Here is a 23,609-nt window from a genome sequence, read left to right on the forward strand (position 1 = left end):
CCGGGTGGGGAGGCCCGGGGGGGCGCGGAGCGGGCGGAGGGGGTCGGTGAGGTCGGATGTGGGTGTCCGGGGCGGCAGCGGGGGCGGGGTAGAGCTCCGCGAGTTTGTTCAGCAGCCGCGCGTACGCCTCGCGCTCCGGCCCGCGCGGCTCGGTCGTCTTCTTGACCGACTCCCAGCCCGACACCGTCGCCCGGCGCACCTTCAGCGCGGCGGCGACTTCGTCCAGCGTCAGGCCGTGCGCGGTGCGCAGGCGCTTGCGCTCCTCCGCCGACGGCAGCGGGGACCGGGACGCGACCAGCGCGTCGACCGCGTCGAACAACTCGGACATGGCACACCTCCGGACCGACATCCTATGCCGCGAGCCGGACGAAGAGCGCACATTCACCGTACGAATCGCGTACGGAGTGCGCTCGTACCCGTGGCCTTGCCTCGCGCTCGTGCATCACTGCGCAGAACAATGAGCCGAGGCCGGTCGGCGTCAGGCGTCCGCGATCCAGTTGCCGTGGAAGCCCAGCGGGACCCGGCCGGGCAGGTGGATCCGGGCCAGCGGGTGGCCCGCGAAGTCCTGGGCCGAGAGGATCACCAGGTCGGTCGCGCCGCGGTCGGGGTCGTTCACGTAGGACAGCACGTACCCGTCGTCCTCGTCCCGCGCCCCGCGCCGCGGCACGAACACCGGCTCGCTGACCGCCGCGTCCCTGGGGAAGCGGTGGAGCTGCCGGTCACCGCGCAGCATGTCGTGCTTCACCAGGTAGTTGGTGAACTTCTCGTCCGGCGGCACACCGTCGACCGTCTCGTACGCGCGCCACATCTCGGCGGCGCTCGCGGTGTAGGCGTACCGGTGCCGGCGTGAGACCAGGGCCTCGTTGATGCGGGGGAACTCCTGCGGACGGTCGTCCAGGCGGCTGCTGCGGAGCCGGCCCGTCCGCAGGTCGATGGTCCAGCGGTCGAGCGTCGGGACGCCGGTCGCGGAGGGGCCGTCCATACCGCGGCCGGCGGCGTAGAACGGCGCGGGGAACCCGATGTACTCCACGACGACCGTGTCGCCCTGGTCATAGGCGTTGAGGGTGTGCGAGTAGTAGACCGGGTCGATCTGGAACCAGCGGGTGGCGCCGCCGGTGCGCGGCAGCAGCCCGACCCGCATGGGGTGCCGGTCGTTCCACACGTACGGCACGATCGCACCCGCCTCCGCGGCGGCGCCGTCGAACGTGATCGGCACGTCCACGATCACCACGTACTTCTCGGTGAGCGCGAAGTCGTGCATCATCGGCGCGTCCGCGACGGCGACCCGGGTGGTCCGCACCACCCGGCCGGTCCGGTCGATCAGGATGTGCCGGACATGGTCCCAGGTGGGGTAGTACGCGATCGCGTGCAGCTCGTCGGCCGCCGCGTCGTACTTGGTGTGCGCGGTGAAGGCGCCTTCCAGGGTGGACCGGAAGTCGTACGGGCGCACCGTGTTGAGCTCGCCGTCCAGTTCGTACGGCAGCGGCCCGCTCTCCTGCAGGGCCAGGATGCGGCCCTTGTACGGGATCACGTGCGTGTTGCACGCGAAGTCGTCCGGCGGTGCCTGACCCGGGTACGTCTCCCCCAGCTTGGCCGTGACCTGCGAGGAACGCACCCAGCGGTTGCGGTACCACTCCGCGCGCCCGCCACGGAGACGGACCCCGTGCACCATTCCCTCGCCGAGCATCCAGTGGTGAGCACGGACGTCCTCCAGGTGCAGCGGGTTCGGACCGTTGCGCAGGTAGCGACCGTCCAGGTCGCGGGGAATGCGGCCGGTCACGTCGAGGTCGAACGCGGTCAACTCCTCGGTGACCGGCGCGAAGGCCCCTTCCAGGAAGGGGGCCGCCCCGGCCATGCCGCTGCCCCCGGTCGCGGGACGCGCCTGCGCCGCAGCCGTGAGGAAACCGGGGCCGAGGCCGGTCCCGACCACGCTTCCCGCTGCCGCGACCGCGGCGCCCTTGAGGAGTCTCCGCCGTGTGTGACTGGCCATCGTGCTTCCCCGCTCCCGTGTCGGTGCCCGGCGCCGTCGGCCGGACTCGTGGTGACGGGAGCAACCCTCCTCCGCGGCGGCCCGTGGAGCAGTTGGCCCAGGCCCCGAATCGGGGGTGGTGCTGACACCACCCCGGGCACGACGGGTCTCACACACCCGTGACGCCGAGACGTGAGCGGGGCGCTCGGCCCTACGCGAGGGCGGGCTGCCCCGCGTTCACGACCGGGTCCGCGTCCGTGCCCGAGTCCGCGTCCGTGCCCGTGCCCGGCGTCGAGGGGGCGGCGTTCCGGGCGTCGCACAACTCGGCGACGAGGCCGCGTGCGTAGTCCTCGTTCGTTTCCGGGATCGAGAACACCACCCGGAAATAGAGGGGCGCGACCACGTGATCCAGCACCCTCTCCAGCGGGGGCGCGCTCTCGCCCCGCCGGGCCGCGGCCTCCAGGGCGGCGTGGAATCGGGTGCTGACCCGCTCCAGGCACTCGCGCAATCCCGCGCGCCGCTCGTCCACGTCCGGTGCCACTTCGGCGCGGAAGAAGGCGACGCCTCCTGGCTGGGACAGGTCGGTGAGCGTCCACACAGCGGCCTGTTCCAGGTCCTTGCGCAGGTCTCCGAGCAGTTCCGGCGTCCCCTCGTCCTGGCGCCGGGCGGCCACGTCCGCCAGGAGGGCGGAGACCGTCCCCCAACGGCGGTAGAGGGAACTGGGGTTGACGCCGGCACGGCGCGCCACCGCGGGGATGGTGACCTTCTCGGCCCCGACTTCCTGCACCAGGTCCACGGTCGCCCGGTGCACGGCGGTGCGTACGCGCGCGCTCCGGCCACCGGGGCGGCTGTCTTTGCTTTTGGCGGGCATGCCCCCATCTTAAAGCATTGAATTGCGCTTTAGGGACCGAGGGGCCTACAGTCACTTAAAGCGGAGATCGCCGCTTTAAGCGGCGCCGCTTCGCTCGCTCTATCGCTCTATCGCGCTAAGGAAGATCCGATGGCCCAGTACGAGGTCCAGCACCAGCTCGGCAAGACGTTCCACGCCCATCTCACCGCCGGTGACTGGGAGGGCATCCGCAGCCTGCTCACCGACGACGCCACCTGGACGCTCCCCGGTGACAACACCATCTCCGGTACGGCGGTCGGCGCCGACGCGGTCGTGGAGCGGGCGAAGAAGATCGCCTCCTACGGCCTCCGCTTCGAGCTGCTGCACATCCTGGTCAGCCGCGAGAACATGGCCCTGTCCCTGCACAACACCGCCCGCCGGGGCGAGGTACGGCTCGACGAGTACCTCTCCACCGTCTGCCGCCTGCGCGACGGCAAGATCGCGAGCATCGAGACCTACCTGTCCGATGTCCCCGGCATGAACGCGTTCTTCGTCTGAGCAGCACCCGGCCCCGGGCACGAAGGACCGTGCCCGGGGCCCGGTTGTGCGCGCCGCGGCGAGGGACGTCGCAGCCGGTGGTCAGCGGCGCAGGGACGCCAGGCCGCCCGGCGGACCGAGGCCGGTGGGGGCGTCGCAGCCCTTGGCCGACGCGCTCCGGGCCGTCCGCGTCGCCTCCGTCGGACGGGCGCTCGCGTCAACTCTCGTGTCTGTGACGGGGTTCGCTGGGCATCCGGACAGCAAGGAAGGAGGCTGCCGGATGACGACTCCCCGCACCCGTCCGCCCAGACGCATGCCCGGCTGGGCGAAGGCGGTGACCGCCTTCGTGCTGGTGCTCGCGCTGCTGTTCGCCGGAATCGGGCTGACGGTGCTCCCGGGCATCAAGGATCTGTTCGGCACGCGGACGCACGACCGCTCGGGCCCAGCTCTCCTCAAGTCCGTGAAGGACATGAGCCGTTACGACGCGGCCTCGGGCAGCTTCCAGGTCGTCGTCGACCTGGAGAAGGACGCCAAGTACCTGCCGGACGCGGTGCGCGGCACCCGCACCCTGTACGTCGGCGCCGGCACCGTGGAGGCGTACGTGGACCTCGGCGAGGTCGGCGACAAGGACGTGACGGTGAACGACGACCGTACGTCGGCCACGCTGCGGCTCCCGCACGCGCGACTGGGTGAGCCGGCCCTGGACGCCGACCATTCCTACGCCGTCTCCAAGCAGCGCGGGCTGCTCGACCGCCTGGGCGACCTGTTCTCGGACAACCCCAACAGCGAGCACGCCGTGCAGAAGCTCGCCGTGTCCCACATCGGCGAGGCGGCCCGGAGCAGCGGACTGACCGCACGGGCCGAGACCAACACCACGGACATGCTGGAGGGCCTGCTGCACTCCCTCGGCTTCAAGGAGGTGCACATCTCCTACGGTTCCTGATCCGCGCACGACGCCCGGCATCCCGCCGGCGGCGCGGTTGACCGCTCCCCCACTCAGGGTCGTTGACGACTGGAGGACCGAATGGCCCGCAGCGCTCCGTACTCACGCACAGGCTCTGCTGACCGCGCGCCCCGGACGAGCCGTGTTCCCTGGTTCGGCCGTCGGGGCGGGCAGCGATGTGCACAAGCGGAAGGGCTCGTCCGGGTGGTGCGGATGATCTTTCACTGACTACGGTGAGGCACCGGCCCCGGCCGTGCGGCGGTTCGCGCCGCCGGAAAGGGCATCGCGTGCCGCCGACGCCGCGGCGGCCAGAAAGTGAGCAGACAGGTGCAGCCGACGTTCGTACTGGTTCACGGAGCCTTCGCCAACTCCTTCTCCTTCGCACCCCTCCAAGCCGAACTCGGCCTTCTCGGACACCGCTCGGTCGCCGTCGACCTGCCAGGGCACGGGTTCGCGGCGACGTACCCGCGCGCCTATCAGGCGCCGCAGGACCTCGAAGGGCTCGCCACCGCGCCCGGGGCCGTCAAGGGCGTCACGCTCGCCGACAACGCCGCGCACCTCATCGGGATCCTGGAGCGGGCCAAGCGGAACGGTCCCGTCGTCCTCGTCTCCCACAGCCGGGGCGGCATGACGGCCACCGTCGCGGCCGATCAGCGGCCCGACCTGATCGACCGCCTCGTCTACGTCTCCGCCTGGTGCCCCGTCGACCTCGACGTCAGCGCCTACTACGGCGAGCCGGAGATGGCGACGGTCGACGCCACGGGGCTGGCCTCCGCGATGGTCGGCAGCCCCGCCGAACTCGGGCTGCTGCGCGCCAACTTCCGCACCGCCGACCCCGGCGTCCTCGCGGCCTTCAAGGCGGCTTTCCTCGCCGACGGGACGGACGAGGAGTTCATGGTCTTCCTCAACACCTTCCAGCCCGACGAGAGTCTCGACGCCGGGACGCCCGACGACCGGGCACGAGCCGACACCTGGGGGCGGATCCCCAGGACGTACGTCCGGCTGACCGAGGACGCCAGCATCCCGCTCGCCATGCAGGACCGGATGATCCGCGAGGGCGACGCGCTGACGCCGGAGAACCCCTACGACGTCCGTACGCTCACCAGCAGCCACCTGAAGTGGCTGGTCTCCCCGGCACCGGCGGCCCGGGTCCTGGGGGACATCGCCGCGCTCTTGCCCGCCGGTTCCTGATCCGGGGCGGACGGCGCCTCCGAGCGGAGTTGCGGCCGTCCGCAGCCGGTCCACCGGCGAGGCCGGGGCTACGGCCGGAGCGTCAGGTCGCGCCGGAACCAGGTGCCCGGCTTGCCGCCGAGGTCGGCCGGGTCCGCCGGGCCGACCGGGAGGAAGCCGGCCTTGGTCAGCACCGTCCGGGACGCGACATTGGCGTGGGCGGCGGCCGCCCGCAGCGTGCGCAGTCCGTGCCGTGCCGCCGCCAGCCGGCACACCTCCCGGACGGTCGCGGTCGCCACGCCGCGCCCGGCGACGTGCTGGGCGACCCGGTAGCCGAGGTCGGCAGTGCCGTCCTCGAGGTCGTACAGGTTGAACCGGCCCAGCACCGAGCCGTCCTCGGCGACCAGCACGTAGAAGGCGCATGTTCCGGACTCTTGCTCCGCCAGCAAGGCGCTGTACCGGTCGGCGAACCGGTCGTAGTACTCGTCGCCCCGGTCGGGGACCGAGGCGGCGAAGTAGGCGCGGTTCGCCAGCTCGAAGTCCAGCACAGCCGGGGCATGGCCGGCATTCAGTTGCTTCAGCTCGGGCACGGCGCGACTTTACCCGGGCGGCGCGCCGAGGGCACCCGGGTTTCGTTCGGCGGCGGCGCTGTCGCCGTCCGCTATTGAAGGAACGGCCAGAGGCAGGCCATACCCGCGGTGCACACCGTGAACGTGCCGGCCAACCAGTACAGGGAAAAGGTGTTGAGAGGCACCTTGTCCCAAGGCTTCTCCTCCTGCTCCGCGATGTCGGCGGCGACTCTTTTCCTGACCGGCGCCAGCATGATGATGAACATCACCAGGGCACAACTGTAGAAATACAGGGTGTGCGAGACGGAATAGCCTTTCACGGTCGCATTGGGCAACAGGAACACCCAGCCGACCAGCGGCGCGGCAAGCGTGCGCCGCTTCGACTTCGATGTCGGCATGCACCAGTACATCCCGGCCATGTAGACGGCGGTGACTCCGGCCGAAATGAACCACCAGTCGCCGGTGGTCAGATGGGCGTGCATGATCGGTGTTCCTCCTGAAACGAACCACGGTGAATATGGCGGTCCTCGCCATCGACGCGCCGTGGCAGAACTCGGAAATGACCGCGCCCACGAGCGTACGTACCCGGGCACCCGGGTGTGAGGGGCGGCTTCCGGCAGCAGAACTCCGTTGGACTCTGCCGATTTCCGGCAACTTGCGGCCACTGCACCCGAGTCGGCCGCCCGGGCCGGAGGCCGGGGGGTTCATCGGTCGCTGGAAGTAGGTCCCGCGCCTCAGGCGCGCTTCGCGCCTGCTGGCTAGGGTCGATCTTCATGGAGACCACGGGAATGGTTCGCCGCCGGGCGGCGGAGCGTATGCGCGACACTCTGGAGCGGCTCGGTACCGAGCGGGATGTGTGGGTGTCGACGGCTCACCCCGAGCACGGGCCGCACCAGGTGCCGCTGTGGTTCTCGTGGGACGGGCGAGCCGTGTGGATGTGCACCGGCGCCACGTCCGTGACCGTGCGCAACGTCCGCGAAGAGCCGCGTGTGCGCCTGGCGTTGCCGGACACCTCCGACGTGGTGCTCCTCCAAGGAGAGGCGCAGTGCTTCCCGGACCGGGAGGTGCCCGCGGACGCGGCGGAGGCGTTCACCGTCAAATTCGGGTGGGATCCGCGCGCGGAAGAAGACGCGTACGTGTACGTACGCGTGGTGCCGAGGACCGTGCGCGCTTGGCGGGGCGTGCCGGAACTACGCGGGAGGGTCATCATGCGCGACGGGAAGTGGCTGGGATGACGGCCCTTCCTCGCCGACACGCCTCTCGCGGATCACGCTCCGCGTCCGGGGCCGCCGAACACCCCTAACGGGCCGCGCTCGGAAGCTCGTCCGCGATGGCGGCCCGCAGGGGCAGGAGTTCTTCGTCGCGGAGCTGGTCCGTCCGGCGAGGGCACGCGTCCCGGCGTTGCGCGGAGCGAGGCGCACCACCGGGGCAGGGCCGCGAAACCGGCCGGGGACACCAGGTCGTGCTCCGGGACGAGTCGGCGTCCCGACTCCTTCCACGCCTCGGCGTCGTCCTGCTGCTCCACCCGCTTCAAGAGCCGGGGCCCGGCCGGCTTCGAAGCGGCAGCCGTGCATCCGTGCCCGGTTCGCCACCCGGGTGTTGAACCCTCCCGCGGCGGTGCGCAGCGCGCCGGTCACATGAAATTGCGGGTGTGCAGGGCCGAGAGGGCCGCTGCCTCGTCGTCGGGGAAGCCCAGCCGGGACAGCCGGTGGCGTCGTCCTTCGTCCATGTCGGCGCGCAGTCGCCGCACCGCGTGCCAGCCGCGTTCGATCGCCTCCGGGTGCCAGGAACCCGCCGCGAGCAGTACCAGGGCGTCGAACACTTCCGCGTTCAGGCCGGCGGTGTGCATCAGGGCCTCATGGCGGCGTTCCACGGCGGCCCGCAGTCTGCCGCGCAGGCGGGGGTCGACGGTGCTGCGGTGTTCGAGGTGGCCCAGGCCGAACGCGACGTGGCGTGCCTCGTCCTGGCGGACGAGTCGGCTGATGCGGTGTGTGAGGGGGTCGGGGGCGTGCCGTTCGAGGAAGGCCAGGAGGTTGAGGAAGCTGCCCTCGCCGAGCACGGACAGCAGGAAGGAGGCGATGGAGAAGTCCGGCTCCCTGAGCAGGGTCGCCAGGGAGGCCCGGCCGCCGACCGACGAGGTGCCCATCCGGCCGCCTCGGAGCAGCGCTCGCCGGGTGAACACCTCGACGTGCCGGGCTTCGTCGGCGGCCTGGACGGCGAGCAGTTGCAGCACCTCACGGAAGTGCGGGTGCACCTGGGTCAGCAGCCGGCCGGGGACGACCAGGGCGGCTTGTTCGTTCTCCACGAGGTAGGTCATCACCTGCACGACGGCCTGTTCGAGTCGTCGGGCAGGGTGAGAGGCGTGTCCCAGGGGATCGCGGTGTGCGGGTCCCATTGGGCGGCGGTCGCCTGGCGGTACAGGCGTGGTGCCAGGTCGGTCCATGCGGTGTCGCGGTCGGCGACGGCGAAGTGCAGTTCAGGCCCGCCGGCCTCGACGAGCGCGCCGCGCGCGGCCAGCCCCCAGTGGGCCGGAGCGTGGTCGGCCACGCCGTCCGCTGCGGCGCTCCCGGCGCGTTCGGCGCCCTCCCAGCGGTCTCCCTCGGCGGTGCCCCGGCGGACGTGTGCGCGCACGGGGGCTTGCCCGGCGGGTGCGGCGGTGACCGTGTGGCCTTCGCGGCGGCACCAGACGGCCAGGTGGGACAGGAGTTCCGGGTGTGTGCCCGACACGGCGACCCGCCGGCCGGGGGCCACCTGGCGCAGCGCCCGGCGCAGCAGCAGGTGCGCTCCTCGGTCGAAGCCGAGTCCGGCGAGGTCCAGCGGTACGACGGCGGGCCGCGGGTCGGCGCCGGTCACGGCCGGTAGCCGGTGGCCGTGACCCGGCCGTCCGGGTCGTAGAAGCCCGTCGCGTCGACGGCGGCCTCCAGTTGTGTGAAGCCGGTCTCGCGTGCGGGGACCCAGCGGGTGAGTCCTTCCAGGTCGAGCAGGTGGCGCACGTCCGGGTCGGCGTAGGACATCGACAGCAGCAGGGTGGTCAGGAGTTCGGCGGGGCCGGCGGCGAGCGCGGGACCGGCGGCGAGCACGCAGTGGTCGTAGGGGTCCGTGCGGGTGAGCACCCGGGTGCTGTCCGGGGGCAGGGTGCCGTCCTGGGTGAATGCGAGGTGGTTGGCGTCGATCATGCAGGCCGCCGCGGCTCGGCCGGCCACCAGTGCGTGGGCGGCGTCCCGTTCGCCGCCGATGTGGTCGCCGTGCAGTCCGACGCCGGTGTCGTGGCGTTCGATCCGCAGCCCGGTGTCCGCGTCGATTCCCAGTTCGCCGAGGTGGTGCAGGGGGATCAGGGTGGCCTGGGGCGAGTCGAGGGCGCCCACCGCGACGCTGTGGCCCTTCAGGTCGGCGGCGGTGGCGATGGGCGCGTCGGCCCTGACCACGACGACCGAGGTGAGGTCCTGGTCGGTGTCGCGCATGACGAGCGGCCGGACGTCGACGCCCGCCGCCCGGGCCAGCCGGCGGGTGCGCAGCCAGGCCAGCGGCGACTGCCAGGCCACGTCGATGCGCCCGCGTACCAGGTCCTCGGTCTGCCGCTCGTAGTGGGCGTGGAGCACGAAGTCGAAGGGCAGTCCCTGCCGCCGCAGCCAGGTACGGAAGCCGGACCAGATGGTCACCACTTTGGGGTCGTAGGCGACGGCCCCCAGCACCAGCGGGTTCACCGGGCCTCCTCGAACAGCGGCAGGCCGAGTCCGGCACGTCCGCAGAAGTCGTGGAGCGCCTCGGTGGTCGGTGCCATCACGCGTGCCGCCAGCGCGTCCCGGAAGCGGCGTTCCACTCCCAGTTCGCGGCGGAAGGCGCTGCCTCCGCACAGCCGCATGACGCCGTCCGCCACCTCGGCGGCGGTCTCGGCCGCCAGTGCCTTGACCTGCAACACCCGCATCGTCGCGTCGGGGCGGCCGGTGTCGAGTGCGGCGAGGGTGTCGTCGAGGAAGGCGCGGGCGGCGTCGGCGCGCAGCCGCAGCAGGGCGTAGTCGCGGCGGGCCAGGGGCTGCTCGGCCAGGGGCTGCCGGAGGTGCTCCAGGTGTGTGGTGCGCAGGTGGTCGGCGGCGAGGGCGAGGAGGGCCTCGCTCACGCCCGTGCAGAAGGCGGCGCTCAGCACGAGGAAGCGGGGCAGCGCCAACTCCAGGGCGGTGGCGAGGCCTTCGCCGTCCGCGGCCAGTCGGGCCGTCTTCGGGACCCGTACGTCCTTGGCGCCGACCGGGCTGGAGGCGTTGCCGCGCAGCCCGAATCCGTCGTAGTCGCCGTGCACGTCCAGGCCCGCGCTGTCGCTGGGCACGAGCCAGAGGGTCATGGGGCCCGCGGCCCGCAGCGGGCGGCTCGACCAGACGTAGCTGTCGGCCTCACCCGCCGACGTGACCCAGGATTTACGGGCGTTCAGCAGAACGTCGTCGGTGCCGTCCTGCTCGGCGGTGCCCACGGGCGCCCAGAAGTGACTGCGTGAGCCCTTCTCCGAGAAGGCCAGGGTGCTCAGGTGCCGTCCTTCGGCGATCGCCCGCCGCACGGTTTCCGGGCCGTGCGCCTCGATGACGGACACGGCGGCGTAGTGCATGAGCAGCACCATGGCGGTCGAGCCGCAGACGCCGGCCAGCCGCTCGACGACACCGGCCGCCTGCCGCAGATCCGCGCCGGCCCCACCGAGTTCCGGCGCGCTGAGCAGGCCCAGCCCGCCCGCGGCGGCCAGGGCCCGTACGCCGTCCCGGGGGAAGGCGCCCTCCCGGTCGACTTGTTCGGCGAGCGGTTCGACGACGTCGCGGATCACGGCGTCCACATCTCGCACGGTGTCCGGTGTCCGCGCGGAGTGGGCGGGCTGCGGCATGGTGGGCCCCTTCACGGTCGGTGTTTCATGCCACCTTTCCACCCCATTGATCCGCTTTGGCGGAAAGCGCGCCGTGCCGGACCGGAAAGGCGGTCGCCCGTGTGCGGGAGAGCATCAGTGGGCTCATACGGTCATCATCACCCGGCCGTCCGCCAGGAGTTGCCGGGACCGCTCCGCGCTCTCCATGAGGACGACGCCGTACACAAACGCCCGGAGGCGGCCGTCGGCCACCATGGGCCACGGGTTCGCGCGGACCGCTTCGACGATCCCCGGCTGCTCGCTCCCTGCCATGAGAGGCGCGTGCGGTCCGTTCGTGCGCGTGGTCGCCGCCGGATCAGCCGCCGCGCTGTCATATGACCGCGCGTCGCGGCCACGCGAGACGCGCCGTCCACGGCTCGGCGGATGCCTTGACCGTCCGCGCACGGGCGCGGTCTCTGTGCGCACGGACCGGCGGGCGGCGGAGACCCGTGGTGGGCGCGGGTATCGTCCTGACATGACACAACCGTTCGATCTTGCGGCTTCGCTCGCCAGGGGCGTCGAGGGCCGCAGCGGCGCATGGGACTTCATCCGGGGCTTCGTCGCCCACTGGACCGGCACGGCTCTGGACGGCGCCGCCGGATGGACGGAAGCCGACCTCGACGCCGCCGAGGAGCGGCTGGGGCTCAGGCTGCCCGCGGCGTTGCGCGAGGCGTACCTGCTGTTCGGGCGCCGACGGGAACTCACCAGCAACCACGACAGGCTGCTCGATCCGGCGGAGTTGTACGTCGACGAGGCGAAGGAGGCTCTGGTCTTCCGGCACGAGAACCAGGGAGCCGCCTCCTGGGGCATCCTTCTCGACAGCCTTCAGGACGACGATCCCGCGGTGTTCGTCCGGCTCGACCTGGCCGACAAGAGCGCCGAGCGGTGGGTGGACTGGCTGGAGCGTCTTTCCCTGTGCTTCGTCGAGATCGTCCTGTCCGAGTCCCTGCACGCCGACGAAGAGCTCTGCGATTTCCTCGGCCTGTACGGCGACGACGACGAGTCGCTGGAGGCGGACTCCGTCCGGCTGCCGTTCCCGGAGTACCCCGTCGGCGAGGAGGACGGGACCCGGTGGTTCCTGGCCCAGGACGTCCTGTTGCGTGTCGACGACGGCGCCGCCCTGCTGGCCCGTGGCCGGACGGCGGACGATCTCGACCGCGTGCGCGAACTGATCCCGGGCGACTGGCTCAACGGCTGACGCCCGCCCCGGTCGAGCACCGGCGCCGACGGCCCTGACCGGTTCGTCGGCCGGCGCCGGTGCCCAAGGAGCTTCCCCCCTCGGTGGGCACCGGCGCCGGCGCCGTCGAAGACGCCCGGTGGGGCGTCCCGGCGGACGGTGGCCGGGACGGGTCAGCCGCTCACACCCGCTGCCACAGCGCCGGTGTGTTCGGCGGCTCCCAGCCCGGCTGGGCCTGGTGGGTCTGGAGGCAGCGGTAGGTGGCACCGCCGTACGTCACCGTGTCGCCCGCCTGGTAGACGGTGCCCGCGGACCAGGTTCCGCCGGGGTTGCCGGGGCCGCCCGGGTCGCCGGGGCCGGACGCGGCGGTCTTCAGGGTGAGGCCGTAGTTCTGGAGGATGGGGTTGATCGGCTGGAAGTAGGTCGTGCCGCCGCTCGTGCAGTCGCCCGAGCCGCCCGAGGTGACGCCCTGTGCCTGGCTGCCGGAGATGAACGAGCCGCCCGAGTCGCCCGGTTCCGCGCACACCGAGGTGCGGGTGACACCGGCGACGGTGCCCTCCTGGTACGTCACGCTCGTGTTGAGCTGTTGCACCGTGCCGCAGTGCCAGCCGGAGGTGGAGCCGGAACGGCACACGGAGGAGCCCACCGTGGCCTGCACGGACCCCGCGACCTGCTGGCTGGAGCCGTTGACGTACGGTGTCGCCGTCCAGTTGGCGTTGGTGGCCACCCAGGCCATGTCGTTGCCGGGGAAGACCGACGCCTGGAACGTGCCCTGCGCGCTCCGGTCGGAGCCGGTGGTGGTGCTGCCGGCGCGGCCGCAGTGGCCGGCCGTGGCGAAGCCCTGCTGGGTGCCCCGGGTCACCGGGAAGCCGATCGAGCAGCGGGCGCTGTTGTCGATGTAGTAGGCGTCGCCGCCCCGCAGGTCGGCGAGCGGGCGGGGGCGTTCGGCGGACTTCACGATCCGGGCGAGGGAGGCGTCGACGCCGGCCGCCGCGAGCAGCAGGCGGGCGGCGGCCGGCCGTATCGCCCGCACCACCAGCGTGTTGGTGCGTACGTCCACGTACCAGACCGGGGTGTCGGCGGTGCCGTGGTGCGCGGCGGCCCGGTCCACGCGCGCCCTGGCCGCGTCCAGCGCGGCCAGGGAGTGGCGCACGACGACCGCGTCGGCGCCCCGCGCCCGGATGGCTCGCGCGTCGGCGGGGTCCGTCGTGGCGACGGTCAGTGTGTCCGACAGGGTGCCGCTCACCCAGGCGCCCGCGAAGTGCGCGCCCACGGCCGCACGCAGCCGGCCCGCGGTGGCGCCCGCCTCGGCCTCGTTGGCCAGCCGGCGGTCCGCCTGCCGCCGGTTCAGGCCGAGATCCCGCTGGAGCGCGGCGAGGAGGCCGGGCGGCGCCGCGGCGGTGCGCAGGCTGTCGGCCGCCGCCGGCGAGGCGGCGGTGAGGGACGGCTGGGCGCTCGCGGAGCCGCTGAGCCCGGCCACGAGCAGGGCACCCGCCGCCGCGACGGCGGCGCACGCGGCTCTGAGGTGTCGTTGGAGCATGGGGAGATCTCCTCGGATTCGGTGGGGTGCCGAAACCGTAGGGACGACCCGCCACGGCCCGTAAGACGTCAACCGACCCCCTGCCCCGGCGATATGGAACCCGTGCCGGGAGCCGTCGCGTGCGCCGGGTGGGCCGCGGCCCCCGGGACCGGGCGGCGCTGGGCGAGCCAGCGCGCGTAGCTGTCGCTGCGCGCCGCCGCGCCCGCGTGCGCCTCGCGGGCCCGGGCCAGCACCGCGGCCGCGGTGTCCGGGCGCTGCCCGGCCGGGTGCCAGCCCAGCAGGTGCCGCCACATCAGGGGCGTGCCGGTGAGCGGCCGGATGGTCAGCCCGGGCGTCGGCGGGAAGGTGGCCCGGCACAGGCCCACCGCCCGGCCCACTTGCACCAGGTGCACACAGGACGCGGTGTCCGTCTCGTACATGCGCCGGGGGGTGAAGCCGGCCCGGGCGCAGGCGGCGGTGAAGCAGTCCGCGAAACAGCCGTCGCCGGGGACGCACGCCCACTCCTCGCCGGCGAGCGCGGCCAGGTCGACCTCCCGTCCGCGGGCCAGCCGGTGGCCGTCGGCGAGCATCACGAAGACCGGGTCGACGGCGATCTCCTCCCAGGCGAGCCGGGGGGAGTCGGGCGGCGGGGTGGAACCGCAGGTGCCCGCGAGCGCGAAGTCCAGGCGCCCCTCGGTCAGCATCTCCGCCAGTTCCCGTTCCGACCAGGAGGCGCAGGTGGTCACCGTGGTGCCGGGCGCGGTGTCGGCCAGCCGGTCCACCAGCGCGCCCAGCAGCGGCCCGTGCGTCCCGCCGAGCCGCAGCCGCTCCCCCTCCCCCTGGGCCCGGGCGAACCGGGCGGCCTCCCGCTGGAGTTCGCTCACCGCGGGCAGCACGATGCGGGTGCGCTCCAGGACCAGCTCGCCGAGGGCCGTGGTCCGCACGCCGTGCCGGCCGCGTTCGAACAGGACGCCGCCCAGGGCCCGTTCGATGCGTCTCAGCTGTGCGCTGAGGGCGGGCTGCGCGAGCCCCAGCGCCGTGGCCGCCCTGGTCAGGCTGCCCGCTTCCGCGATGGCCCGAATGGTCTTCAGATGCCGCAACTCCAGCTCCATGAGGGGAGCTTGCGGTGCCCAAGGGCGAGGGGCAAGAGGTTGGTCCAGACCAGAGCGGGAACGGATGTGCCGACCGGACCGGTGCCCGAGGAAGGAGTGCGACCGATGCGCAGCACCACGGTCTTACCGGGGGTCCCCGCCCGCCCCTCCCGTCCGGGGGACGTGCCGCTGCACCGGCTGGAGGTGGCCGGGCCCGGCGCGCCGCCCTTCGCGGCGGGCTCCTTCGAGGAGGTGGGGCCGCTGTCCCGGTGGGACCGGCCGCACCGGCACACCTTCTACGAGATCGTCCATGTCCGCGCCGGTTCGGGCACCCACGTCGTGGATCTCGCCCGGTGGCCGGTGCGCCCCCCGCAGCTGACCGTGATCCTGCCCGGCCAGGTGCACCACTGGGAGGGCGGCCGGGGCCCCGAGGGGTCACTCGTGCTGTTCACCGACGACTTCCTGGTGGACCATCCCGGCGACCGCGCGGTCTTACGCGAACTCGGGTCGCGCCGGCTCGCGTTGGACGCCGAGCACGACCGGTCGATCCGGTGCCTGATCGACGAACTGGTCGCGGAGCACCGGCAGCGGGCCCCGGGACACGGAAGCGTCCTGCGGGCCCTGCTCCACGTGCTCGTCGTACGCGCCGCCCGGCTTCCGGGCCACGACGCCCACGGACCCGGGCCGGGCACCCAGGGCCGTACCGCCGCCGTGGCCGAGGCGTTCGCACGGCTGATCGGCCGCCCCGAGGCGGCGGGATGGACCGTGCAGGAGTGCGCCGGCCGGCTGGGGGTGACGCCCGGATACCTCACCCAGGCGGTGCGGGCCGCCACCGGCCGCCCGCCGGGACGGCTGCTCATCGAGGCGCGCGTGTACCTGGCCCAACAGCTGCTCGCGCACACCCAGTTGTCGGTGCGGCAGGTCGCCGCGCGCACCGGGTTCAGCGACCCCGCCTACTTCGGCCGGTTCTTCCGGCGCGAGACCGGCCACAGTCCCGGAGCCTTCCGAAAACACCACAGCCGCCACCATCCGTCCCTCGAAGGGCCGTCCGCGTCCGCCTAGTTTCATTGCCCGCCACCCCCCACAAGGAGGAGACATGGACGGATCAGGCACGCACGGCGCGGGCACGAACGAACCGGGCGCCGACCGCGAACCGGGAGCCCCCCGGCTCGTCCGCCGCAAGACGGTGCTGCGCGCGGCGCTCGCGGCCGCCGCCGCGATACCCGTGGCCATGGCGAGCGGACCGGCCCTCGCCCGCGCCGCGGCGGCGAGCGGTACGGCACCGGAACTCACCCCCTCCTGCGACGACGGCGACCACCCGACCCCGGAGCAGATCGAAGGCCCCTACTTCAAGCCGAACTCACCGCAGCGCACCAGCCTCCTGGAACCCGGTCTGCCGGGCACCCCGCTCACCGTGACCGGCTATGTCTTCGGCCGCGCCTGCCTGCCGCTGACCGGTGTCCTGCTGGACTTCTGGCAGGCCGACGACAACGGCGCCTACGACAACACCGGCTTCCGGCTGCGCGGGCACCAGTTCACCGACTCCCGCGGCTCCTTCACGCTCACCACCATCGTGCCGGGCCTCTACCCGGGGCGCACCCGCCATCTCCACGTCAAGCTCCAGGCGCCGGGCCGGCCGGTCCTGACGACGCAGCTGTACTTCCCGAACGAGCCGCGCAACAACACCGACACGATCTTCGATCCGCGGCTGCTGATGACCGTGCGCGACGGGGGCGGCGGCCGGGAGGCGGCGTTCGACTTCGTCCTCGACGTCCCGCAGGACCCAAGCCCCGGCCCCACCCCGCCGGACGGGACCTGGGCGGTGGGTGTCGCCTACCGGGCCGGGGACCGGGTCACGTACGCCGGCCGCGCCTATGTCTGCCTCCAGCCGCACACGGCCCAGCCGGGCTGGGAGCCGCCGGTGGTCCCGGCGCTGTGGCGGGCGGCGTGAGCGGACGGCCCGGCACCCGCCGGCCCGGCGGCGCGTAGCCCGGGCCACGGGGGCCGCCCGACAGGTGCCCCGCCCTTCGGGCAGCGCGAGCCCGACGGCCCAGCCGTCGTCGGGGTACGTGCGCCTGATCGCCACCAGGGACGGCGCCCGCGGCTTGGGCCGCGGGCGCCGTCGGCGTCTTCGACCGTGTTCTTGCGCTCGACGGCCAGGGCTCCCAAGACGGCGCTCCGACTGCTGACGTGCCGTCCAACCGACCTTCGGCTTCCTGTCGCTCATCGCGATTCCGTTCGTCCGCGGTCTGCTCAAGGCGTTCGACACGCAGCCACTGGGGGCGGGGCCGGCTCGCCGGGTGGGTTGTCCGGACCGGCAGGGGGAAGTCGGGCGAGGTGGAGGTACGCACCCGGCCTCGGGGAGACCGTCGTGAGCGCTGCTCCCGACGGCCGCCGGCCGGGACCGGAAAGGGAGATCATGACCATGGTGGGACCGGAGTGCGCACAGACCGGGCGCAAGCAGGCCGCGGCGGTGCCCTCCGCTCACCTCGCCCCGGCACTGGACGCCATCGGGGCGGGAGCCTACGTCGTGGACGCGCAGGGCTGCGTCCTCGCCGCCAACAGCCGCGCCGAGGCGCTGCTGGGCCGCCCCGCCGCCGAACTCGCCGGCCGGGACGCGCACGACCTGCTGCACCGCGGACCGCAGGGCCAGCAGCTGCCCGCCACACAGTGCGGCATGCGGCAGGCGTTCCACGCCGGGTGCCCGGCCCAGGGCGGCGACGAGTACTTCGAACACGCCGACGGCTCCCTGCTCCCCGTCTCCTGGACGATCACGCCGTACGACGCCGGTGACCAGGGCGCCGGCACCCTGGTCGTCTTCTACCCGCGCCGGCCGGCCGTCGGCGCGGGAACGCGTCCGGAGCAGGCCACCGGTACGCTGACCGACTTCGAGCGGCTCGCCCTGCTCGCCGACACCACGACGCAGCTGACGTCCACGTTCGACGTCGACGAGGCGCTGCGCCGGCTGGTGGGCCTGGTCCTGCCGCGCCTCGCGGACTGGGCCGTCATCGATCTGATCACCGAACGCGACGAGGTGTGGCGCACCGTCGTGGCCCAGGCCGACGGCGACACCCTGATCCGCCACGAGGACCTCGAAGGGCCGATGCCGCCGGTCCCGGAGGAGTCCCTGATGCCCCTGTCGAAGGCGCTGCGGGGCATCGCCTCCGCCCTGGCCGGCCCCGACACCTACCGGGGCACGCCGGACTCCGGCATCACGGCCGAGCAGCGTCGTCTTTTCGAGAGCGCCGGTCTGCACTCCGCGGCCATGGTGCCCCTGCGCAGCACCCGGGACGTCCTGGGAGCCCTCACCCTCGGCCGCGCCGGCAAGCCGGGCAGCTTCACCGTCGCCGACCTGCCCCTGCTGGAGGACATAGCGCGCCGGGCCGGCCTGGCGCTGGACAACGCCCGCCTCTACCAGCGCCAGCGCAAGGTCGCCGAGACCATGCAGAACCATCTGCTGCCCCAGATGCCGCGGGTGCCCGGGCTCCAGATGGCCGTCCGCTACCTGCCCGCCCCCGACGCCTCGCAGGTCGGCGGCGACTGGTACGACGCCTTCACCCTGCCCGACGGCGCCACCGCGCTCGCCGTCGGCGACGTCGTCGGCCACGATCTGGAGGCCGCCGCCGGCATGGCCCAGCTGCGCAACATGCTGCGCGCCTACGCCTGGGCCCAGCAGGATCCCCCCAGCCGGATCGTCGATCGCCTCGACGAGGCGATCATGCCGATCACCGACGTCGACATGGCCACCCTCGTCCTCGCCCGGGTCACCCGGACCGACGACGGCCAGTGGCAGCTGACCTGGACCAACGCCGGCCACCCCCCGCCCCTGCTCATCACGCGGGACGGACTGGCCGACTTCCTCACCGACGGCCACGGGCTCCTGCTGGGGACCGGGGTGCGCACCCGCCGTCCCGACGCCACCGTCCTCCTGCCGCCGGACAGCACCCTCGTGCTCTACACCGACGGCCTCGTCGAGAAACCCGGCCAAACCCTGGACGACGGCCTCGGCCGGCTGCGCCGGCACGCCGCCGCCCTCGCCCACCGCCCGCTGCCGTCCTTCACCGACCAGCTGCTGCGCCGGGTCCGCCCGCCGGGCCTCGACGACGTCGCCCTGCTCGCCCTGCGCACACCCGCGCGCCAGGGCGGCAGCCCGGTCCCGTCCGGCGGCGAGTGAACCGTACGCCGCCTCGTCACGAGGGCGAGGACCGCCCTGGTGACGAGGGGGCACGGCCGTGAAGGGGGCGGCCGCGCCGTCAGCCGGTCAGATGGCGCTGGATCCAGTCGGCGGCGGACCGGCGGAAGGCGCGGCGGTTGTCCGCCCGCCGGAAGTCGTGGCCCTCGTCGCGCAGGACGAGGAGTTCCGCCTCCACTCCGCGCTCCCGGGCCGCCCGCACGAACTGCTCGGACTCGCCGGGCGGCACGTTGGTGTCGTGCTCGCCGTGCACGGCGAGCACCGGCACGCGCAGCTCGTCGATGCGGCTCATCGGCGACAGCGCGTGCAGCAGTTCCCGGTCCCGTTCCGGGTGCCCGTACTTGTGCGCGGCCGACTGCGCCAGCCACGGCTCGGTGCCCGCGAAGAACGTCGCGAAGCTCGACATGCCGCACACCGGGACACCGGTACGGAACAGCTCCGGGTGCCACACGAGGGACGCCATCACCAGGTAGCCGCCGTAGGAGTGGCCCATCACGGCCAGCCGGAGCGGGTCGGCCAGACCCGCCACGACGACGTGCGCCGCGCAGTCGGCGACATCGTCGATCGCGGCGAACCGGCCCCGGCCCAGATCCGCGTCGACGAAGGAGCGGCCGTACCCGGAGGAGCCGCGCACATCGGGGGCGAAGACGTCCAGTCCCCGGCCCAGCAACTCGTGGTAGAGCGGATCGAACACCGGGCGTTCCTGTTCCTCCGGGCCACCGTGCAGATGCAGGACGCAGGGCGCGGCCTCCCTCGGTGAGCGGCCCGGCGCCCGGTAGTACCAGCCGCCGAGGCCCAGTCCGTCCCGGGCGCGGGGGCGCACCGGCACCGGCCGTACGGGGCGGTGGACGCCGGGGGCGACGACGTCCTCGTCGCGTGAGGACCACGGGGTGCGCAGCGCGGCACCCTGGGGCAGCCACCACACGCCGGGCCGGCGCAGCGATCCGGACAGCGCCGCCACGGGCGCGTCGTGGTCCGCGGTGACGGCCACGCGGGTGACCACCTCGTGCGGGAGCGGCACGGCTCGGGACCGGTCGAGGGCCGTCCCGGGTGCCAGCGGGGTCACCTCCAGCTCGCTGACGCCGCGCACGTTCCAGGACAGCACGGCGCCCCGTCCGTCGCGGTCCAGGGTCAGCAGCTCCAGGCCGCTGCCGTCGCGTTGGGCGGCCACCGTCAGACCGGTCCGTCCTCCCCGGGGGTCCAGGGCGACGGCGTACAGGGCGGCGTGCTCGCGTTCGTGGTCGCTGCGCAGCCACAGCGTGCGGGCGTCCGGCGCGAACGCGCCGATCCACGGGTCGCCGTCGGCGACCCGCAACGCGCAGGTGACCCACTGGTCCCGGATGCGCACGACCAGGGCCTCCCGCCTGGCCCGCGGTCCCCGGCGCACCAGCGCCAGCCGCCCGTCCCTGCTGATGTCGCACACGCGCAGGGTCGCGGCCTCCCGTTCGCTCGCCACCAGGACGGGGGCGGCCGAGCCGTCGGGGTCGACGAGGTACGCCGACAGCGTCCTCGGCGCGGATTCGGCCGCTTCGTGGTCCGCGGCGGCCGGGACGGTGCCGACGTGACCGGTGGGCGGCGCGGGGACGGACGGCGCGCCCAGGAGGGTGGCGCGGCCGTCCCGCACGGTCCAGCCCTCCGGATGGACCGCCTCGGCGGCGCCGGAGACGGGCGGGAGGGGCGAGGGGGCGCCCATGCCGGGACCGAGCGCACCGCTCTGCTCGGCGGTGCTCCCGGCGCCCGCCTCCGCGCCGGGAGGTGGAAGGCGCGCCGGGGCCTCGGCGACCGTCACGGCGAGCGCGGAACCGTCGCGCGCCCAGCAGCCGAGGTACGCCGAACTGCCCGGCTCGCCGCCCGCCAGGACCCGCCGCCCCGTGCCGTCGGGGCGCACGCACAGCACCCGTGTGTGCTCGCTGCCCCCCGGCGCCGTCGTGTACGCGATCCACCGTCCGTCGGGCGACCAGGCCACCTCGGTCACCGGGTCCGGCTCCGCGTCCAGCAGGTGCACGTCGTCACCGTCGACCGGTCCCTCCCACAGCTGCGGCACCCCGCCCCGGTCGCAGATGAACGCGACACGCCGCCCGCCCGGATCGACCGAGGGGTACCAGCAGCCGTGCGAGACGAGCACCCGGGGAACGTCGTCGAGCGACACGGCGGCGTCGGGTACGGCCAGGGTTTCCGGCGCGGCGTGTGCCTCGCCGGACCCCGCGGGCCCGGAGAGCTCGTCGCTGGTCGCCGCGCGCTCCGTGCCGGGCCCCGGCAGGTCCACCGGCCCCTCGTAGGAGAGCGGGCGGCTGCGCCGCGGCGACGGGGCGCCCGGCCGCTCCGCCCCTTGCTCCGCCCCTGCCGGTCGTCGCGGGCCGGCCGCGGGCGCCGGCCCGCCGCTCCGCCCGGGGGCCGCGGGGGCGGCTCCGGAGCGCGGCTCGCCCTCGGGGGCCCGTACTCCGCGGGTGGGGTCCTTCGGCCGTGTTCCGCGGGGGCGGCCGGTTCCTGTGCGGGCCTGCGTGCCGCGGGTCCGGTCGGCTCCCGAGCGGGGCCAGCGCTCGGCACCGGCGGCGTCCTCGGGCCGGCCGGGCTCGGAGCGGTCCGTCAGGTCCGCCGCGTCTCCCCGGCCCGCCCGTGGGGCGTCCGCCGCGCCCCCGGACCGGTCGGGGGGCGGGCGCCGGGGCGCGTCGCCCGGCGGGTCGGCCCGCACGTCCTTCCCCGCGTCCCCGGCCGGGCGCGGTGGGAAGGAGGGGGCGCCGGTCAGCGGATTCCGTGGGTCTGCAGCCATATTTCCAGCAAGGCGGCCTGCCACAGCGCGTTCGCCCCGCGCTTGGTGCGGTGGACGTCCGGCGCGGCGAGCAGTTCGTCGACGTAGCCCTGGCGGTAGAGCCCGCGGGCCCGCGCCTCGGGGGCGCAGAGGGCCTCGCGGACGCGTTGCAGCACCGGCGACGCCATGTGCTTGATCGCCGGGACGGGGAAGTAGCCCTTGGGCCGGTCGACGACCTCCCGCGGCAGGATCCGGCGGCCCGCCGCCTTCAGGACGCCCTTTCCGCCGTCCGCCAGCTTGAGTCCGGGCGGGCAGGCGGCGGCCAGCTCGACCAGCTCGTGGTCGAGGAACGGCACGCGGGCCTCCAGGCCCCAGTCCATGGTCATGTTGTCGACCCGTTTGACCGGGTCGTCGACCATCATCACGTGGGTGTCCAGCCGCAGGTCCGCGTCCAGGGCGGTCTCGGCGCCCGGCGCGGCCATGTGCTCGCGCACGAAGTCGCCGGAGACGTCGTGGCCGGGCAGCACGGAGGGGTCCAGCATGCGCGCGAGGTCGGCGTGCGGGCGGTCGAAGTACGTCTCGGCGTACGCGTCGGCCGCCCGGTGCCGGGGCACGCGCGCCATCTGCGGGTACCAGTGGTAGCCGGCGAAGACCTCGTCGGCGCCCTGGCCGCTCTGCACGACCTTGACCTCCTTGGCCACCTGCTCGGACAGGAGGTGGAAGGCGACCACGTCGTGGCTCATCATGGGCTCGCTCATGGCCTGGACGGCTCCGTCCAGGGCCTGCGAGACCCGGTCGGAGGGCACTATCAGCTGGTGGTGGTCGGTGCCGAAGCGCCGCGCCATCAGGTCGGAGTAGTGGAACTCGTCGCCGTCCTCCCCGGCCTCGGACTCGAAGCCGACGCTGAAGGTGGCCAGGTCGCACTGCCCCTCGTCGGCCAGCAGCGCCACGATGAGACTGGAGTCCAGGCCGCCCGACAGCAGCACGCCCACCGGTACGTCGGCGACCATCCGGCGCCGCACGGCCGTGCGCAGCGCCCCGAGGACCGCGTCCGTCCAGTCCCGCGCGGTCAGGCCGGCGTGCTCGGGGCGGCGGGTGTAGACCGGCTGCCAGTAGCAGTGGTCGCGGTACGTGCCATCCGCCTCGACGACGCGCACGGTGGCCGGCGGCAGCTTGCGCACGCCGTTGAGCACGGTGCGGGGCGCGGGCACGGTCGCGTGCCAGCTGAAGTAGTGGTGCAGTGCGGCCGGGTCGAGGGAGGTGTCCACCCCGCCGGCCGTCAGCAGCGCGGGGAGCGACGAGGCGAACCGCAGCCGTCCGGGCGATTCCACCAGGTACAGCGGCTTGATGCCCAGCCGGTCGCGGCCCAGGACCACTCTGCCGGTCGCCTGCTCGACGATCACGAAGGCGAACATGCCGACGAAGTGTTCGACGCACGAGGCGCCCCACTCCAGGTACGCCTTCAGCACCACCTCGGTGTCGGAGTCGGAGTAGAACTCATGGCCCCGGGAGACCAGCTCGTGGCGCAGTTCACGGTAGTTGTAGACACACCCGTTGAACACGCCGACGAGCCGCGCGCGGGGGTCGGCCATCGGCTGCGCGCCGTTGTCCGTCAGGTCGATGATCTTCAAGCGCCGGTGGCCGAGCGCGGCCGGCCCCTGCGACCACAGTCCGCGGCCGTCGGGGCCACGGGGAGCGAGCCGGTCGGTCATGCGTTCGACGGCGGCGAGGTCCGGCAGCCGGCCGTCGAACCGGATCTCGCCGCTGAGCCCGCACATCAGGCGCTCACCCCCTGCGTGGCGGCAGCACCGGCTGCCGCCACGCAGGGGGTGAGCGCCTGATGTGCGGGCTCAGCGGCGAGGTCCGGCAGCCGGCCGTCGAACGCATGACCGACCGGCCCGCCCCCCGCGGCCCCGACGGCCCCGGACCGTGGTCGCCGGGGCCGGCCGCGCTCGGCCACCGGCGCCTGAAGATCACCCACCGGC

22 protein-coding genes are annotated in these 23,609 nt (G+C 73.7%); 8 read left to right on the forward strand and 14 right to left on the reverse strand.

The features are described from left to right. The 3 genes from FRZ03_RS15530 to FRZ03_RS15540 all read right to left on the reverse strand — a co-directional run. The coding region (locus tag FRZ03_RS15530) for a helix-turn-helix domain-containing protein (protein ID WP_261399098.1) at nucleotides 1–328 on the reverse strand (328 nt) is incomplete at its 3' end. A 150-nt stretch (nucleotides 329–478) separates the two neighbouring features. Further along, on the reverse strand, nucleotides 479–1,990 hold the full coding sequence (locus FRZ03_RS15535) for a carotenoid oxygenase family protein (protein WP_146465734.1): 1,512 nt from the start codon (nucleotides 1,988–1,990) through the stop codon (nucleotides 479–481). Nucleotides 1,991–2,180: 190 nt separating this feature from the next. After that, nucleotides 2,181–2,840: a TetR/AcrR family transcriptional regulator gene (locus FRZ03_RS15540; protein WP_146465735.1), complete on the reverse strand. Its 660-nt coding sequence runs from the start codon at nucleotides 2,838–2,840 to the stop codon at nucleotides 2,181–2,183. A gap of 129 nt (nucleotides 2,841–2,969) precedes the next feature. On the opposite strand from FRZ03_RS15540, the gene FRZ03_RS15545 reads away from it, so the two are divergent. From FRZ03_RS15545 to FRZ03_RS15555, 3 genes are all read left to right on the forward strand, one after another. Further along, entirely contained in the window at nucleotides 2,970–3,356 is a 387-nt protein-coding gene (locus FRZ03_RS15545) for a nuclear transport factor 2 family protein (protein ID WP_146465736.1), read from the forward strand. 259 nt (nucleotides 3,357–3,615) lie between these two features. Then, a complete protein-coding gene (locus tag FRZ03_RS15550) occupies nucleotides 3,616–4,278 on the forward strand; it encodes a DUF4230 domain-containing protein (RefSeq protein ID WP_146465737.1) in 663 nt (220 codons plus the stop codon). Between the two features lie 315 nt (nucleotides 4,279–4,593). Beyond that, nucleotides 4,594–5,469: an alpha/beta fold hydrolase gene (locus FRZ03_RS15555; RefSeq protein ID WP_146465738.1), complete on the forward strand. Its 876-nt coding sequence runs from the start codon at nucleotides 4,594–4,596 to the stop codon at nucleotides 5,467–5,469. A 68-nt stretch (nucleotides 5,470–5,537) separates the two neighbouring features. Here FRZ03_RS15555 and FRZ03_RS15560 read toward each other — a convergent pair whose 3' ends face one another. Together FRZ03_RS15560 and FRZ03_RS15565 are read right to left on the reverse strand one after the other, a co-directional pair. Continuing rightward, nucleotides 5,538–6,038: a GNAT family N-acetyltransferase gene (locus tag FRZ03_RS15560; RefSeq protein ID WP_146465739.1), complete on the reverse strand. Its 501-nt coding sequence runs from the start codon at nucleotides 6,036–6,038 to the stop codon at nucleotides 5,538–5,540. Nucleotides 6,039–6,109: 71 nt separating this feature from the next. Further along, nucleotides 6,110–6,499 (reverse strand): hypothetical protein, encoded by a 390-nt coding sequence (locus FRZ03_RS15565; protein WP_261399101.1) that lies wholly within the window; start codon nucleotides 6,497–6,499, stop codon nucleotides 6,110–6,112. 291 nt (nucleotides 6,500–6,790) lie between these two features. On the opposite strand from FRZ03_RS15565, the gene FRZ03_RS15570 reads away from it, so the two are divergent. Further along, nucleotides 6,791–7,252, forward strand: a complete 462-nt coding sequence (locus FRZ03_RS15570; protein ID WP_146465740.1) for a pyridoxamine 5'-phosphate oxidase family protein — start codon at nucleotides 6,791–6,793, stop codon at nucleotides 7,250–7,252. Nucleotides 7,253–7,650: 398 nt separating this feature from the next. On the opposite strand, the gene FRZ03_RS39780 is transcribed toward FRZ03_RS15570, so the two are convergent. From FRZ03_RS39780 to FRZ03_RS39125, 5 genes are all read right to left on the reverse strand, one after another. Continuing rightward, nucleotides 7,651–8,334, reverse strand: coding sequence for a ferritin-like domain-containing protein (locus FRZ03_RS39780; protein ID WP_222443378.1), 684 nt, complete (start codon nucleotides 8,332–8,334; stop codon nucleotides 7,651–7,653). Further along, nucleotides 8,334–8,870, reverse strand: coding sequence for a sulfurtransferase TusA family protein (locus FRZ03_RS39785; protein ID WP_222443379.1), 537 nt, complete (start codon nucleotides 8,868–8,870; stop codon nucleotides 8,334–8,336). The genes FRZ03_RS39780 and FRZ03_RS39785 overlap by 1 nt, the downstream gene beginning before the upstream one ends. After that, nucleotides 8,867–9,721, reverse strand: coding sequence for a phosphate/phosphite/phosphonate ABC transporter substrate-binding protein (locus FRZ03_RS15580; RefSeq protein ID WP_146465741.1), 855 nt, complete (start codon nucleotides 9,719–9,721; stop codon nucleotides 8,867–8,869). Before FRZ03_RS15580 ends, FRZ03_RS39785 begins: the two co-directional genes overlap by 4 nt. Next, the gene (locus tag FRZ03_RS15585) at nucleotides 9,718–10,878 is read right to left on the reverse strand and encodes an acyl-CoA dehydrogenase family protein (RefSeq protein WP_146465742.1); all 1,161 of its coding nucleotides are present in this window, start codon (nucleotides 10,876–10,878) and stop codon (nucleotides 9,718–9,720) included. Before FRZ03_RS15585 ends, FRZ03_RS15580 begins: the two co-directional genes overlap by 4 nt. Before the next feature lie 123 nt (nucleotides 10,879–11,001). Next, on the reverse strand, nucleotides 11,002–11,169 hold the full coding sequence (locus FRZ03_RS39125; RefSeq protein ID WP_186785436.1) for a hypothetical protein: 168 nt from the start codon (nucleotides 11,167–11,169) through the stop codon (nucleotides 11,002–11,004). A gap of 202 nt (nucleotides 11,170–11,371) precedes the next feature. On the opposite strand from FRZ03_RS39125, the gene FRZ03_RS15590 reads away from it, so the two are divergent. Further along, nucleotides 11,372–12,094, forward strand: coding sequence for an SMI1/KNR4 family protein (locus tag FRZ03_RS15590; protein ID WP_146465743.1), 723 nt, complete (start codon nucleotides 11,372–11,374; stop codon nucleotides 12,092–12,094). A gap of 160 nt (nucleotides 12,095–12,254) precedes the next feature. Here FRZ03_RS15590 and FRZ03_RS15595 read toward each other — a convergent pair whose 3' ends face one another. Together FRZ03_RS15595 and FRZ03_RS15600 are read right to left on the reverse strand one after the other, a co-directional pair. Beyond that, nucleotides 12,255–13,613 (reverse strand): carbohydrate-binding protein, encoded by a 1,359-nt coding sequence (locus FRZ03_RS15595; protein WP_146465744.1) that lies wholly within the window; start codon nucleotides 13,611–13,613, stop codon nucleotides 12,255–12,257. A 68-nt stretch (nucleotides 13,614–13,681) separates the two neighbouring features. Continuing rightward, the gene (locus tag FRZ03_RS15600; protein WP_146465745.1) at nucleotides 13,682–14,704 is read right to left on the reverse strand and encodes a LysR family transcriptional regulator; all 1,023 of its coding nucleotides are present in this window, start codon (nucleotides 14,702–14,704) and stop codon (nucleotides 13,682–13,684) included. Between the two features lie 105 nt (nucleotides 14,705–14,809). Here FRZ03_RS15600 and FRZ03_RS15605 point away from each other — a divergent pair, with 105 nt between their 5' ends. From FRZ03_RS15605 to FRZ03_RS15615, 3 genes are all read left to right on the forward strand, one after another. Further along, nucleotides 14,810–15,745, forward strand: coding sequence for a helix-turn-helix transcriptional regulator (locus tag FRZ03_RS15605; RefSeq protein WP_146465746.1), 936 nt, complete (start codon nucleotides 14,810–14,812; stop codon nucleotides 15,743–15,745). A 34-nt stretch (nucleotides 15,746–15,779) separates the two neighbouring features. Next, entirely contained in the window at nucleotides 15,780–16,634 is an 855-nt protein-coding gene (locus FRZ03_RS15610; RefSeq protein WP_146465747.1) for a dioxygenase family protein, read from the forward strand. A 474-nt stretch (nucleotides 16,635–17,108) separates the two neighbouring features. After that, on the forward strand, nucleotides 17,109–18,857 hold the full coding sequence (locus FRZ03_RS15615) for a SpoIIE family protein phosphatase (RefSeq protein ID WP_146465831.1): 1,749 nt from the start codon (nucleotides 17,109–17,111) through the stop codon (nucleotides 18,855–18,857). 79 nt (nucleotides 18,858–18,936) lie between these two features. On the opposite strand, the gene FRZ03_RS15620 is transcribed toward FRZ03_RS15615, so the two are convergent. After that, on the reverse strand, nucleotides 18,937–21,141 hold the full coding sequence (locus tag FRZ03_RS15620; RefSeq protein WP_398660404.1) for a prolyl oligopeptidase family serine peptidase: 2,205 nt from the start codon (nucleotides 21,139–21,141) through the stop codon (nucleotides 18,937–18,939). A gap of 476 nt (nucleotides 21,142–21,617) precedes the next feature. Continuing rightward, complete coding sequence (locus tag FRZ03_RS15625) at nucleotides 21,618–23,402, reverse strand: N-acetylglutaminylglutamine amidotransferase (RefSeq protein ID WP_146465749.1); 1,785 nt, start codon at nucleotides 23,400–23,402, stop codon at nucleotides 21,618–21,620. Nucleotides 23,403–23,609: the final 207 nt, after the last annotated feature.

Source organism: Streptomyces misionensis (assembly GCF_007896895.1).
Classification (GTDB): domain Bacteria; phylum Actinomycetota; class Actinomycetes; order Streptomycetales; family Streptomycetaceae; genus Streptomyces; species Streptomyces misionensis_A.